The organism is Clostridium sp. BJN0013, from assembly GCF_040939125.1.
Taxonomy (GTDB): domain Bacteria; phylum Bacillota; class Clostridia; order Clostridiales; family Clostridiaceae; genus Clostridium_B.
The window spans coordinates 3,816,321-3,830,231 of sequence record NZ_CP162495.1 but is presented as its reverse complement, the minus strand read 5'-3'; the positions used below and the strand labels follow the sequence as shown (position 1 = coordinate 3,830,231).

At 28.7% G+C, this 13,911-nt stretch carries 9 protein-coding genes and 3 pseudogenes; 8 read left to right on the top strand and 4 right to left on the bottom strand.

Annotated elements, in window-relative coordinates:
- Window positions 1-91: 91 nt before the first annotated feature.
- Window positions 92-1,455, top strand: a pseudogene (locus AB3K27_RS19775) (MATE family efflux transporter).
- 58 nt (window positions 1,456-1,513) lie between these two features.
- On the opposite strand, the gene AB3K27_RS19770 reads toward AB3K27_RS19775, so the two are convergent.
- Both AB3K27_RS19770 and AB3K27_RS19765 read right to left on the bottom strand, forming a co-directional pair.
- Complete coding sequence (locus AB3K27_RS19770; protein ID WP_368491295.1) at window positions 1,514-2,227, bottom strand: DUF5301 domain-containing protein; 714 nt, start codon at window positions 2,225-2,227, stop codon at window positions 1,514-1,516.
- 159 nt (window positions 2,228-2,386) lie between these two features.
- A pseudogene (locus AB3K27_RS19765) lies at window positions 2,387-3,374 on the bottom strand (M56 family metallopeptidase); the annotation flags it as partial.
- Between the two features lie 109 nt (window positions 3,375-3,483).
- Between AB3K27_RS19765 and AB3K27_RS19760 the strand changes: the two are divergent.
- Together AB3K27_RS19760 and AB3K27_RS19755 are read left to right on the top strand one after the other, a co-directional pair.
- Window positions 3,484-3,720 (top strand): hypothetical protein, encoded by a 237-nt coding sequence (locus AB3K27_RS19760; protein ID WP_368489012.1) that lies wholly within the window; start codon window positions 3,484-3,486, stop codon window positions 3,718-3,720.
- Between the two features lie 42 nt (window positions 3,721-3,762).
- Window positions 3,763-4,404 (top strand): YidC/Oxa1 family membrane protein insertase, encoded by a 642-nt coding sequence (locus AB3K27_RS19755; protein WP_368489011.1) that lies wholly within the window; start codon window positions 3,763-3,765, stop codon window positions 4,402-4,404.
- Window positions 4,405-4,523: 119 nt separating this feature from the next.
- Here AB3K27_RS19755 and AB3K27_RS19750 read toward each other — a convergent pair whose 3' ends face one another.
- Window positions 4,524-5,135, bottom strand: coding sequence for a MerR family transcriptional regulator (locus AB3K27_RS19750; RefSeq protein WP_368489010.1), 612 nt, complete (start codon window positions 5,133-5,135; stop codon window positions 4,524-4,526).
- Between the two features lie 493 nt (window positions 5,136-5,628).
- Between AB3K27_RS19750 and AB3K27_RS19745 the strand changes: the two are divergent.
- Both AB3K27_RS19745 and AB3K27_RS19740 read left to right on the top strand, forming a co-directional pair.
- Window positions 5,629-6,977: pseudogene (locus tag AB3K27_RS19745) on the top strand (glucose-6-phosphate isomerase).
- A gap of 275 nt (window positions 6,978-7,252) precedes the next feature.
- Window positions 7,253-7,711 (top strand): YaiI/YqxD family protein, encoded by a 459-nt coding sequence (locus AB3K27_RS19740; protein WP_368489009.1) that lies wholly within the window; start codon window positions 7,253-7,255, stop codon window positions 7,709-7,711.
- A gap of 7 nt (window positions 7,712-7,718) precedes the next feature.
- On the opposite strand, the gene pulA is transcribed toward AB3K27_RS19740, so the two are convergent.
- Entirely contained in the window at window positions 7,719-9,833 is a 2,115-nt protein-coding gene (pulA, locus tag AB3K27_RS19735) for a type I pullulanase (protein WP_368489008.1), read from the bottom strand.
- A 137-nt stretch (window positions 9,834-9,970) separates the two neighbouring features.
- Here pulA and AB3K27_RS19730 point away from each other — a divergent pair, with 137 nt between their 5' ends.
- The 3 genes from AB3K27_RS19730 to AB3K27_RS19720 all read left to right on the top strand — a co-directional run bounded on the left by AB3K27_RS19730 (window position 9,971) and on the right by AB3K27_RS19720 (window position 13,804).
- A complete protein-coding gene (locus AB3K27_RS19730; RefSeq protein ID WP_368489007.1) occupies window positions 9,971-11,977 on the top strand; it encodes a triple tyrosine motif-containing protein in 2,007 nt (668 codons plus the stop codon).
- A gap of 69 nt (window positions 11,978-12,046) precedes the next feature.
- Window positions 12,047-12,730 (top strand): lytic transglycosylase domain-containing protein, encoded by a 684-nt coding sequence (locus tag AB3K27_RS19725; RefSeq protein ID WP_368489006.1) that lies wholly within the window; start codon window positions 12,047-12,049, stop codon window positions 12,728-12,730.
- A 357-nt stretch (window positions 12,731-13,087) separates the two neighbouring features.
- Complete coding sequence (locus AB3K27_RS19720) at window positions 13,088-13,804, top strand: pseudouridine synthase (protein WP_368489005.1); 717 nt, start codon at window positions 13,088-13,090, stop codon at window positions 13,802-13,804.
- Window positions 13,805-13,911 lie beyond the last annotated feature (107 nt).

The following is a 13,911-nucleotide window of genomic DNA, read 5'->3' as shown; positions in this document are numbered from 1 at the left end:
CAGTAGTTTATACCTATATAATTAGAATTTTAATTATTAGATATATAATAATATCAAGTCTAATAATATCTTGGATAAAGGGGTGTAAGGAATGGAAAATAATTTAACGAATCAGTATTACCTGGAAAGTGCTCCGATTTTAAAGTCAATTGCACATTTATCAATTCCTATGATGATTGGAATGTCTGTGGGTACAATATATAATGTAATCAATGCTTTTTTTATAGGATTAATGCATAATACGGAAATGCTTACAGCTGTTACTTTGGCACTGCCGATTTTTACTATATTAATGGCTTTTGGAAATATGTTTGGAGTAGGAGGGGGAACATTTGTCACCAGACTCGTAGCAAAAAAGGAAATAGAAAAAGCAAAACATATAGCTGGATATACTTTCTACAGCAGTATAATAGCATCAATTTTAATTGCCATTATTGCCTTGTTTATAATTGACCCTCTTGTTAAAATTTTAGGGGCAGATGCTTCTACTGTCTTTTACACAAAAAGTTACTCTTTAACTATGTTTTTTGGTGGATTTACTACTGTATTAAATTTTGCTTTGCAGCAAATAGTACGAGCTGAAGGGGCTTCGAAGGAATCCATGTATGGCATGTTTATAAGTACAATACTAAATTTTATTTTTGATCCCTTATTTATACTATTATTGAATATGAATGTTGTAGGTGCGGCACTTGCAATGATTTTGGCCAATTTAGGGTCATCCATTTATTATATTTATTATTTGGAGATAAAAAGTGAACATTTAAAAGGATTTATCCATTGTTTCAAAATCTCTTTTCAAGATAAAATGGAAATATATAAAATTGGGGTTTCTGAATTATTGATGACTGTATTTCTTATTATCACAACCCTTCTTTTAAATAATTTTTCAATTGTATATGGAGATATAATGTAGTAGCTGGTTTTGGTATAGCTTTAAGGATTGTACAGGTTCCAGAATTTCTTTCAATGGGGTTATACCTTGGAATTATACCCCTCATTGCATATAATTTCTCCAATAGGAATTTTGAAAGATTAAAAAGTGGAATAAGACAATCAGCTTTATGTATTGCCATATTGTCCATAGTTTTTATCGGGGTAGTCTATATTTTTAGAATGCCAATTATCCAGTTGTTTTCCAATGATTCTTCAGTGATTGGTATTGGGACATATATTATGACAGCTATGTTTATATCTGCGCTGTTTAATGGATTTACCGGACTGTTTACAGGCATTTTCCAGGCTTCAGGCCAGGGCATACCAACTACTATTATGTCCGTTACACAGGGTATTCTTTATATTCCGGTTATAATAGTACTCCATAATTTATTTGGACTGCATGGAGTTATATGGTCCATGACTGTTACGGAAATAATTACCTGCGTAATAGGATGCATACTTTATATTTATTTTAATAGTAAAATTAAAGATTTAAAAGTGAAGGAAGCCTTTTAAAATCTTAATTGAGGTTGATATTTATAAGATGTAAAATATGGGGTGAAATAATTCTGACTCATTTTTCAACAGCATAGAGAAAATGATAGTCTACCCAGTCTTTAGGGTCTCTAGATAGTCCTCTTTTATATATATCATCATAGGTTACTTTGTTATCTTCTAACAAATACACAAATTTATATATTGATATATCAAAGGTTTTAATATATTTAAATCTAAATTTATAATAAAAACCAGGAGTTCCTGAATAATAAGCTGTTGGAATATATTTAACCCCATAATAGTTTTCCCCGTCATACATTACCTCCGTTATATCCAGGATCTCTTTCGAATAACTATCTGGCATTTGGTGAATAATCTTGATGGAGGATTTTTTCCCTTTCTCAGTGTCAGATATAAATTTGTTTGCCAATTCACTGCCCTTGTTTACTAAACCATCCCCGTCTAGAATACAGGAGTTGTCAATGGTATTTTGTAGAAAATATTTTTTTGAATCTAATGATAGTTGATTTTTTATATTTTCATAATAATTTTCAGATACAATCAGTGTATGAAGCTTTTCATAGGTTTCTTTTGTAATTTCATGGATAAACTCATAGGGTTTCTCTACATAATATTTTCTATTCTTTTCATATATATAATAAGTTTTATTATTATTTTTTATCTTATCGTAATTAGCTGCCAAAGGTACATCATTTACGCTCTGAGTATTAGTTTTTTTACCTTCTTCAAGTAATATAGGAAGAGAATAAGTGGTTACAAATTTAGTCATAATTTCTTTATATATTGTATCAAATCTTTGAAAGTTAATGGAACTTTTCCATAAATCTTTGCCCAGAGTATTGTTTAACCAGGATCTGTTTATCTTAATTGTTCTATCAAATTGACCTTCTGTTTTTAGCACAAAATCAATGTAGTCGGCATTACCTACCAAAGAAAATATTATGGCAGCATTTTCATCAAAAATCAGTTGATTTTCTTTTCTTAGGAAGGATTCTTTAACATCATTTGTAGTTTCATAAGTTATTTGAATTCCATAAGGTTCTTTATCCGTAAAAAGCTGTATCTTTGCATGGTGTAATGTTTCTGGTACGGGAAGAGCAGTTATTATATTAACTACCTTGCTATTATCCCCTACATAGGGAGTTCTGTATTTGTATATTTTTTCTGTAAAGTTATTTTTCTCTGATTTTGAGGAGGCTGAGGGGTTAGTAATAAGTGCAACGCTAATACATATAACAGCTATTATAGAGGCTGCCAGTACCCAAAAAACAGGTCTTTTATAATTAAGTATATTTTTAATCCTTGTCTTTGTATTGTTTTCACCAAAGGCTAGAGGGTTTCCATTTATGGTATTTTTGTTCACTGAAAAAGATAATAAAGATATACTGTAGTCCCTTTTTATGTGTGTTCCAAGTTCTTTTAATACTCTTTCATCACAGGACATTTCCATATCCTTGCTCATAAGCATGAAACTAATCCATACAAGAGGATTGAACCAGTGAAGGCATAAAGCCAAAAATGCAGTGGGTTTTATGAGGTAATCAAATCGTTTTATATGGATCTGCTCATGCTTTAAAATGTAACCCTGTTCTGTTTTTTTTAAGTGCTGTGGGAAGATAAATTTTAGGTCTTATAAATCCTAGTACAAAGGGAGAAGAAATATTTTCACACTGAAAAATATTATCTTTTATAATTATTGCAGTACAAACTTTATGTTTTAAGATTAAATAGGATATGATACTATAAACTATCAGTGAAATAAATCCTAAAACCCAAATTGCAGATAAAATACCATGTATGGGGTTATTACCAGTGTGAGTTGTTAAACTGAGCAGTGAAGTATTTATAGATGAGTTAACATCATTTATTCCAGTGTTGATTTCAGGTTGTGATATTAGTTTTACACTACATGTCAAGTTGAAAAATTTCAATAATAATTTGTAAATAAAAATGTACTTGTGTTAAAATGATGGTATTCCATACAATATATAAATAATGAAGGAATCTGTGTTAAGAGGTAGTTTAATGAAAATAGATACTCTATTAATAATGCAAATTATTATAATTTTTTTGTGTGCTTTAAGTATACTGCTCTATGTTAACACCATTTATAGAAAGAGTGTAAGTTATTTTTATGATGAATATGGAAAATGTAGTTTGATACAAATACTGCAGTATATGAAAAAATTGTATCCTAAAGACTATTTAGTTTATGAAAAATATAGAATATGGTGGTATTGTGTATATTTTCAAATAAGATGATGTTTAAAGTAAATCTAAATATTGAATAAGGAGAGAATTTATATGAACATTATTTTAAGTATACTAAATACTGCATTAAGTTATTTTTTTAGTATAACAGGAGATTATGGTATAAGCATAATTTTACTTACTGTACTAGTAAGAATTATTTTGCTGCCAATGTCCTTAAAACAAAGGAAGAATATTTATAAGCAGCAGATATTATCTCAAAAAATAGAAAAATTAAAAATAAAATATAAATATAATAAACAGAAATTTCAACAGGAAGTAAAAAAATATTATGAGCAAAATACTAAAAATATGTTTGGATGTCTTGTTACTTTACTACAATTACCTGTAATATCTTCATTGTTTATAGTTTTTAATAAAATGCCAGTACAAGTTGGAACTGTTATTGTTCCTTGGATAACAAACATGAAAATGCCGGATAATTATTTTATTATTCCAATTATTTATACCTTCATTTCTTTAAGTCCAAATTTTATACCATATATACCATTTTTAAAAATAGTTAAAGAAGTACAGGTACAGAAAATAAATCTTGTTGTTACAAGTATTATAAGTCTGTTAATAACATTTAAAGCACCAATAACTATAGGAATTTATTTAATTACTACAGGATTATTCTCATTAATTGAAGAAATAGTATATAGGTTCTATATGAAGAATAAATGCCTGAATTAAATTTAAAGAATTGAGTTTTATACTTTAGCAAATTAGAGTTAAAAAACCAAAAAACAGTATAGTATTTAAAGACTGTACTGTTTTTTGGTTTTAACATACTTTCTTGGAGGGGATTTTTACTATTTATTTTTTGGGGATAGTTTAAATAAATTATTATACCATTTATTTTTTTGCTTTTTTCGTTCCATTCTGCTAAGATATTGATTTTGATTATCTTCAATATTTTTAATTAAATTTTTAGTTTCTGTCATAGAATTAATTAAAGAATCATTAGTACTTAATATTTTATTCATACTTCCAGTTATCTCTTTCCTATTAATTTTGATATCATTTCTTATATTAGTACTATGTTTTTGTATAGTAGTATCGATGGAATTCTTAATAGTGTTTTCTATTTCAGGTTTAATTAAATTATATATTGTTTCTGCTATAAATTCTAATTCTTTCTTACTCCCCAAGGAAGTAGAATCATTGTACAAGAAATATTCTATAATTTGTTGAGGCTTATAATGCTTTTGTTTTGATAAATATTGAATCATTTTTAACTTGTTAATATCGTCTCCAGAAAAATCTCCCCTTTTACCTGAAATATTACTTCTATTTAATATGGTTTTAAAAGTTGAGCAGTAAGTCTTGATTGTCTGAGTATTGGTATTTAACATTTTAGCAACTTCCCTAATTTTGTAGGTAACATTTTTAAAATCACTTATGTTAATTGTATTATTTTCCATAGTTGGCACCTCCTTGAAATATTATACAATTAATTGGAAATAATATCAATATAATTCATAATATAATAAGTAGTCATAATCACATAAATTTCACATAAATTTTTGATATTTGGACAACAAATAGGTTATATAATTGTCAGTAATATGTATTTTCAAATTATAGAAATTTTTAATGTTAAATTAATATAAATAATATATAATGAATAAAATTGATAGGAAAATGTAAAGAATAAAATGAATATATAGGTAATATAACTAAAATAGCCGTCAAGTGATTCCTAAGTTCAGGTAAAGCTTGTTTACAAGGAATGATTTATCTGAACTTTAGATCAACTTATTGAGGATAGCAGCAATGATTATCCCACATTTTAAGGAAACTTAGGGTGTTAGTAAAACTTGAGATAAAAATTATTAGGTTCCCTGTATAAGATCATAATGGGAATTAATATAATTCTAATATAAATAAAATGCTGGAGGTGCAAACAAAGTCATGTTGGAAAAAGGTATAAGTTTGGATTTAAGTAAGGTTTACTCTTATGTGAGTAAGAATGATATGGATAGTCTGCAGCCTTTTGTATCTATTGCCCACCATATGATAGAAAATGGAACAGGTAGAGGCAAAGATTTTTTGGGATGGGTTAATCTACCGGTGAATTATGACAAAGAAGAATTTAATAGAATAAAAATAGCGGCTAAAAAAATCAGAGGTACTTCAGAAGTATTTATAGTTATAGGTATAGGAGGGTCCTATTTAGGAGCTAGAGCTGCTATTGAAATGCTTTCAAATGCATTTAGCAATATGCTGCCTGAGAATAAAAGAAAGGGTCCTATAATACTTTATGCAAGAAATAATATGAGTGCGGCTTATATGAAAGACTTGCTTCAGGCTATAGAAGGTATGGACGTATCTTTAAATGTTATTTCCAAATCAGGAAGCACTACAGAACCTGCTGTTGCATTTAGGTTATTAAAAGACTTGTTAGAAAAAAATATGGTAAAGAAGAGGCACAGCATAGAATATATGTTACTACGGATAAGAAGAGAGGAGCTTTAAAAACTCTGGCAGATATAGAAGGATATGAAACCTTTATTATTCCAGATAATGTAGGAGGAAGATATTCCGTATTGACTGCAGTAGGATTACTTCCAATGGCAGTGGCAGGAATTAATATAGAAGATGTTATGACAGGTGCAGCTGATGCCAGAGAGGTCTATGGCAGTGAAGATTTAAACAAAAATGCCGCCTATAGATATGCATCAGTTAGAAATATATTGTTTAAAAGAGGTAAGACTACTGAAATGATGGTGAATTTTGAGCCCTGTCTCCACTATTTTGGAGAATGGTGGAAACAACTTTTTGGAGAAAGTGAAGGAAAAGAAAACAAAGGCATATTTCCTGCCTGCGGAGATTTTTCAACGGATCTACACTCTATGGGACAGTATATACAACAGGGACTTAGAATATTATTTGAAACTTTTATAAGTGTAGAAAAACCCGCAAAAGATATAACTATAGAAGAGAGTAAGGATAATTTAGATGGATTAAATTTTATTGCAGGCAAGTCAATGAGCTTTGTGAATCAGCAGATTTTAAGAGGAACAGTGTTAGCCCATAGTGATGGGGAAGTTCCTGTAATGATTTTAAATGTACCTGAGTTAACACCTTATTACTTTGGATATATAGTATATTTTTTTGAAAAAGCTTGTGCAATGAGTGGATATTTAATGGGAATAAATCCTTTTGATCAACCTGGAGTCGAAGCCTATAAAAATAATATGTTTGCATTACTTAAAAAACCTGAATATAATAATATAAGTTTAAAATTGAAACAAAAAATATAAATATCAGGATATAAATCTATTGAATATAGTTATAATTTTTTAGATAATATAGTAAAACTCTATGATAGCATGTCTATTGTAGAGTTTTATTTAAAATAAAGTTAGTATGATTATCAGTTTCACTAAAAACTAACAGATGATAATTTTATTATAGTGGTGTATAATTTAAATATAATATTTACAAAAGCTTACAAGGGAAAAGATTGATTAAGTATTGGAAGGAGAAATAGGTAAAATTTTAATAGTTACTATAAAATTTTATACTATAAATTGTAATGATAATAATAGTAGATGGGGATGCTTGTCCTGGAAAATATATAATAGAAAATACAGCAAGAGAAAAGGGTATAGAAGTAGTGATATACTGTGATACAAATCATATTTTAAAAAGTAATTATAGTACTGTAGTTACTGTTGATAGTGGTTTTCAAAGTGTAGATATGATGATTATAAATAAAGTTAAAAGTGGAGATATAGTGGTAAGTCAAGATTATGGGGTTGCAGCCATGGCATTAGGTAAAAAAGCCTATGCAATAAATCCTAAAGGATATATATATCATGATGGTAACATGGATAAGCTTTTATTTGAAAGGTATATATCTTCAAAAGTTAGAAGGACAGGTGGAAAAACTTCAAATCCTAAAAAAAGGACAAAAGAAGATGACAAAAGACTTAGAAAAAATTTGCTTCAATTGATCTCAAATGGCAAAATTTATAAGGGGGAGGATTGGTAGCATTTTACTAATTCTTTCCATAGTATAATATATAAGAAGACAGTCCTTTTACTAGAAGTTTATCTTTCAAAAGTATATTTTCATTTTTACTGTGATTACTGTCTAAAATTAATTTCCATTTTATATCAGGAATATTTATATACATATCTTTTTTTCCTGCATTAACCGCTATGAGAGCTTGTTTCCAGGGATCTTTTCCTGTACTGTCTTTTAATATGAAGGCAAGAATATCTTTAGAAGTATTTTTTATAAAGGTTAAGTTATTTAATAAAATTTCTATGGAGTATAATTTAAATAGCTTATGAGATTTTCTCATATGAATTAACTTTTTATAGTGATTAAACACATCTATAAATTCAGCTTTTTTATTCCAATCAATGGAATTTATATAATCTGGACTGTTGAAGCTGTTGAATTCCCCTTGTTTGCTTCTGCAAAATTCTTCTCCTGAATATATAAATGGGATGCCAGGACAAGTTAAAATTATAGTTGAACACAATTTTACCATTTTCTTTTTTTCTTCTATGGTTTCATCAGTACAGCTCAAATTTATTCTATCCCATAAAGTGTGGTTATCATGGCAGCTGGCGTAATTTATAGATTGCTCAGGGGAAATATATTGTGACATTATACATTCTTCCAATATTTGTTTTTGATCCATATTTCCCATTATAAAACCTCTGTCTTTCAAATCAAATACATTACCTTTTAAACAATCTCTTATTTTATCGTTAAAAAAGGCTATATTATTTAAATATTTTGCGTTATCAAAAGTAGATTTATTATGATTTGAAAGTGAGGTATTCAAATCCCAACCTTCACCATAGATCATTATGGATTTATTTATTTTATGAAGTTCGTGTTCTATTAATTTCATGGTATCTATATCTATAAGCCCCATAAGATCAAATCTAAATCCATCTATATGATATTCTCTAGCCCAAAATGTTACAGAGTCTACTATAAATTTTCTTACCATTAGGTTTTCAGAAGCCAGATCATTTCCACATCCACTTCCATTGCAAAGTATCTCTTCCTGTGAAAATCTAAAATAATAGTCCGGGAATATATTTTGGAAGTTATCTGCCCAGGCATGATAAATATGATTATAAACTACGTCCATATTTATTCCTATATTATTTTTGTGAAGGCAGTAGATCATTTTTTTAAGTTCTGTTATTCTGCATAGAGGATGGTAGGCATCTGTGGCATAACTTCCTTCAGGGGCGTTATAATTCTGGGGATCATACCCCCAATTGTAATCTTTATCAGCATATCTTTCATCTACACTTTTGTAACTAAAATCAAATATAGGCATTAACTGAACATGGGTAATGCCCAGTTCCAGTATGTGATCTAAGCAGGTACTGAGACCCTGTGGGGATTTTGTGTTTTTTTCTGTTAAGGATAAAAATTTTCTGCTGTTTGAAACTCCACTGCTGGGATGAGAAGATAAATCCCTTAAGCTGACTTCGTATATTATTGCATCAGTATATTTTTTAATAACAGTACAAGTGTCATTATGCCACATAGGAGGATCTGTTCTTTTTAAGTTTAATACAACTCCTGTTAATCCATTTATACTTACTGCAGTGGCATAAGGATCTACTACTATATTTGAATTATCATATAAAGTTACCTGATAATTATAGTGGGTTTCATGTAAATCTCCTTTTACGGAAGTATACCAAAGTCCTCTATATTCCCTCATATCTATCATGTGTCTAATACTAAAATTATCGGGAGAAGTTTTTTTATATATTACAAGCTTTACACAGGTGGCCGGAGGGGACCAGAGTTTAAAGGTAGTCTTTTCTTCAGTATATATGGCACCTAAAGGTGTATTATGGAAAAATTTTCTATTGAATTCTTCTGTAGAATATAGAGGATAGTACCATACGTTATAAGGAATATTTTCGTATTCTATGAAACAATAGTATTTTATATTTATATCCATGCTTAGATTTAAGATTATAGTATCGTCAACTATAGAATAACTAAGTATAGATATTTCTTCTGTGCCATTTTTTATATTTAACCTATAAGATTTAAATTGAAATATTTTATCTGATACTAAAATTATCTTATTAAAAGAGTTAGTATAAGCATTTATTATTTTCATACATATTCACCTACTTATTAGTATAGTAGAATATAATATAAATATACAAAAAATACTATTACAAAATATGGTATTATAGTATAATATATTTTAAGAGAAATAGTATTTATAAGATTTTTACATGGGGGATGATGTAAATGAATGAACTGGCCATAAGCTGCGATGTGAAAAGTCCACAGGAGAAAAAGACAAAAATTATTATAAATATAAATAATAATTTAAAGGAAAAACTTTTATATAAGTATATGGTAGGATATAATGGAATATGGAATACTATAAAAGATTTTTCAGAGAAAGAAAAAATTGAATGGGCTCCAGTACAGGATGGAAAATATGTGTTAATGGTACAAGCTAAAAAACCAGATAGCAGTAAAAGCTTTGATTATGTATCTAGGATGGATTATGTAATAGGAAAAGTGGAAGAAAAATTGATAAGTAATGTTTGTATAGATAAAGACAAATTGGTATTAGGTGATAAGTTAATTGTAACCGTAGATACTGTTAAATTTCCACTTATGTTTAGATATTTGATAAGAATAGAGGATGAATGGGAAATGATAAAAGACTACTCAGTGGATAATATGCTTTCCTGGGTAGTTAAAACTGAAGGAAAAGGTGAAATATTAGTAGAGTGTAAAAATATTGATTCAAAAAACGATTTTGATGATTTTAAAAGTGTAAAGTTTCAGGTGATACCGTTGAAAGAAGTAAAAATAACAGATTTTAAATGCTTAACTTCCGAAATTTTAGAAAATTCCGAATTGGTTTTTCAAGTAACTTCTGAGCATGATGAAGATAGAACTATTCTCTATAAATTTTTTAAAGTTAATTCTAACAGGGAAGTGGAATGTATACAGAATTATTCCACCCAGAGAATAGTAAGTTATGTTGAAACTAAAAGTGGAGATTATAAGATTTTATGTATGGCTAAGGATATGTATTCTATTAATAAATTCGATGATAGAGCAGTATTAAATTTTAGTGTAAAAAAATATAGCAAAATCTATATAAAAAATTTTACCACAGACATTAACTATCCCCAGTTATGTGGAACAAAGGTTACTTTAATGGCAGATACCATAGGGGGAAGGGAACTTTTGTATAGATATATAATTCAGGGAAGTTATAGTAGAGAAGATTCAGGATATACTATTTGTACTAGTTATGTATGGGAAAGTAAAATGGCAGGAAATTATACCATAACTTTGATGGTTAAAGATAAATCTTTTTCAGGAGATTACGAAGCTATAGAACATTTAGATTATGTTATAGATGAAAAGAGTGGGGAGCCCGTTAAAATTGAGAGGGTTATGTTAGATAAAAATAAAGGTATATTGAAAAATCAAAATATTAATGTTAAGGTAAATGCTTCAGGAGGAGTAGAATTAAGGTATTCTTTTATTATAAAGAGGAATGGAACTGAAATAAAAACGATAGAATATAATAAAAATAGCTTTATGAGATTTATTCCGGAAGAGAATGGAAATTATGAATTGGAAGTCAGGGTGAAGGACAAATATTCTGATAGAGAATATGATTGTCATTCTATAATGAAAATAGATGTATTTGACTATATACCAGCAGTTATTGACTATATACTTTATCCTGTGAGAGAGTATCATTTAGTAGGTGAAAGGATTGTTATAAATTGTATAACTCAAGATACTAAAAATGTTATTATGAAATATATATTGAGTATAAATAACCGCAAAGTGGAAGAGACAGATTTTGTTACAGGAAAATCCTATGCTTTTATACCTAAATATAGCGGTACTTATAAGGTGGAAATTTTAGCAAGAAATATTAAAAGCAATAAAAAATTTGATTGTAAGAGGGAGGTAACTATTGGAATCAATGAAGCACTACCTGTGACCAATACGAGAATAACCTGTGATAATGCAAATTTCTTCTGCAACGAACCAGTTGTTTTCACTGTTCATAGTGAAGGGGGTAAAGATGTAGTATATGAGTTTTATATAATGGAAAAGGGAGACTGGAATTTAGTTCAAAGTTATAGTAAAAAAAATTATTATACTTTTATTCCTTTTCATAAAGATGAATATAAGGTACTGGTTTTGTGTAAAAGTCAGTATAATAAGGATTTTTATGAGGATTATAATATATTTTTATTTAAAGTACAGTAAATTAATTCTGTAAAGTATATATATTTCTGTACGATAAAAATTATAGTGTATTTTTTGGCAGGTGAGAAAATGAGTATAAACGTTACAAGTAATGATCAGGATAAAACTTTAGAAAAAGTCTTACAGTTTCAGATGATGACCCAAATATTTGAACAGGCCTTTGGAGACTCAGATTCCTTTCAGATTATGATGGAAAGTTTGCTAAAGGCGGCATCTGACAGTAATGGAAATATAGATATATCTAAACTTGCACTGGGAGAAGAAGATTTAAGTAAACTGGGATACGGTGGAGGACAGCGGCTTAATACTGCTTATAATAGTGTAAAAGATTATTTGAAAAGTGGTGTTTCAGACATAGATGAAGCAGTGGAAAAAGCCTCTAAAAAGTATGGTGTGGATAAGGATTTGATAATGGCAGTTATAAAACAAGAATCTGATTTTAATCCAACAGCTACTTCTTCTGCGGGAGCTATGGGACTTATGCAGCTTATGCCGAGAACGGCCAGTGAATTAGGAGTGACAGATGCTTACAATATAGATCAGAATGTGGATGCGGGCACTGAGTATTTAAGGAATATGTTGAATATGTATGGAAATTCTAAAGAACTGGTACTGGCTGCCTATAATGCGGGGCCCGGAACCTTGCAATATAAAGGGGTAAAAAATAGTTCGGATATTTCAAATTTATCTTATGAGACTAGAAATTATGTGCAAAAAGTTATGAATTACTATGGAAAATCAAGTAATTCCTAGATTTGGTTGGAGTTTGCACTAAGGTATGCTTTTCTCCATTTGAACCTTATTAACAGTATTCTTAGTGTCTTTAGCACTAGAATACGTTATCCTTTAGGGGAAGTAACTTATAAAGGGCATAGCAGTGCTTATATTCTACTTTGAAGAGGATGGGTATGAGCTAATTACCGCTTTTGGATAAAATTAAAGTTTTTTTAATAAATACAGTAAAATATTAAATTTAAACTGTATAAAAGTATTTTTATGTTACGGAATATTAATAATATATTTTAATATTCTGTATTTTTATGTTTAAAATATTTTTAAATAGACAATCAATTTATGTAAAAGTATATAGATAAAAAGGAGGGAAAATCTATGGATAGATTGGATAAAATTTTAGCAAACTTAGGATATGGAACTAGAAAAGAAATAAAATCCATAGTTAAAAGTGGAGCGGTAAAAATAGATGGTTTAGTGGTAAAAGATAATTCTATAAAAATAAATCCAGATAAATGTAAAATAGAGGTAGAGGGAATTAATGTAGAATATAAAAAATACATATATATATTAATGAATAAACCTGAAGGAGTAGTGTCTGCAACATTTGATAATTACGATGAAACTGTTATAGATATTTTAGAACCTAAATATCAGGCATTTAAGCCTTTCCCTGTAGGAAGACTGGATAAGGATACTAAGGGATTACTTCTTATTACCAATGATGGAGAATTAAATCATAGATTGATATCTCCCAAAAATCATGTAGATAAAGTTTACTATGCAGAAATAGATAAAAAAGCAGATATAGCTGACGTGAAAAAATTTAAAAAGGGTATAGTATTAAAAGACGAATATACTTGTCTGCCAGCAGAATTAAAAATTATAGAATCTGATGAAAATGGTTCTAGAGTAGAAGTAACTGTTCAAGAAGGAAAGTTTCATCAGATAAAAAGGATGTTTAATGCCTTAGAAAAAAATGTAGTTTATTTAAAGAGAATAAAATTCGGACCTTTGAATTTAGATGAGAATTTGCAGGAAGGAGAGTATAGAGAGTTATACCAGGAAGAGATTAAAATGTTAAAGAGTATATGAAATTGTTAAAATCATAGCACAATATATATTGCAAGTTAGCTGTCATATAATATATGTAAAATAAGTAAAATAAAAGTAGATGGGCTTGATATTTTTACTGTGTTTTA

Bases quoted from the DNA above. Each gene is read 5' to 3' on its own strand.
- AB3K27_RS19770 (WP_368491295.1), bottom strand. From the start codon at position 2,227: ATGACTAAATTTGTAACCACTTATTCTCTTCCTATATTACTTGAAGAA.
- AB3K27_RS19760 (WP_368489012.1), top strand. From the start codon at position 3,484: ATGAAAATAGATACTCTATTAATAATGCAAATTATTATAATTTTTTTG.
- AB3K27_RS19755 (WP_368489011.1), top strand. From the start codon at position 3,763: ATGAACATTATTTTAAGTATACTAAATACTGCATTAAGTTATTTTTTT.
- AB3K27_RS19750 (WP_368489010.1), bottom strand. From the start codon at position 5,135: ATGGAAAATAATACAATTAACATAAGTGATTTTAAAAATGTTACCTAC.
- AB3K27_RS19740 (WP_368489009.1), top strand. From the start codon at position 7,253: ATGATAATAATAGTAGATGGGGATGCTTGTCCTGGAAAATATATAATA.
- pulA (WP_368489008.1), bottom strand. From the start codon at position 9,833: ATGAAAATAATAAATGCTTATACTAACTCTTTTAATAAGATAATTTTA.
- AB3K27_RS19730 (WP_368489007.1), top strand. From the start codon at position 9,971: ATGAATGAACTGGCCATAAGCTGCGATGTGAAAAGTCCACAGGAGAAA.
- AB3K27_RS19725 (WP_368489006.1), top strand. From the start codon at position 12,047: ATGAGTATAAACGTTACAAGTAATGATCAGGATAAAACTTTAGAAAAA.
- AB3K27_RS19720 (WP_368489005.1), top strand. From the start codon at position 13,088: ATGGATAGATTGGATAAAATTTTAGCAAACTTAGGATATGGAACTAGA.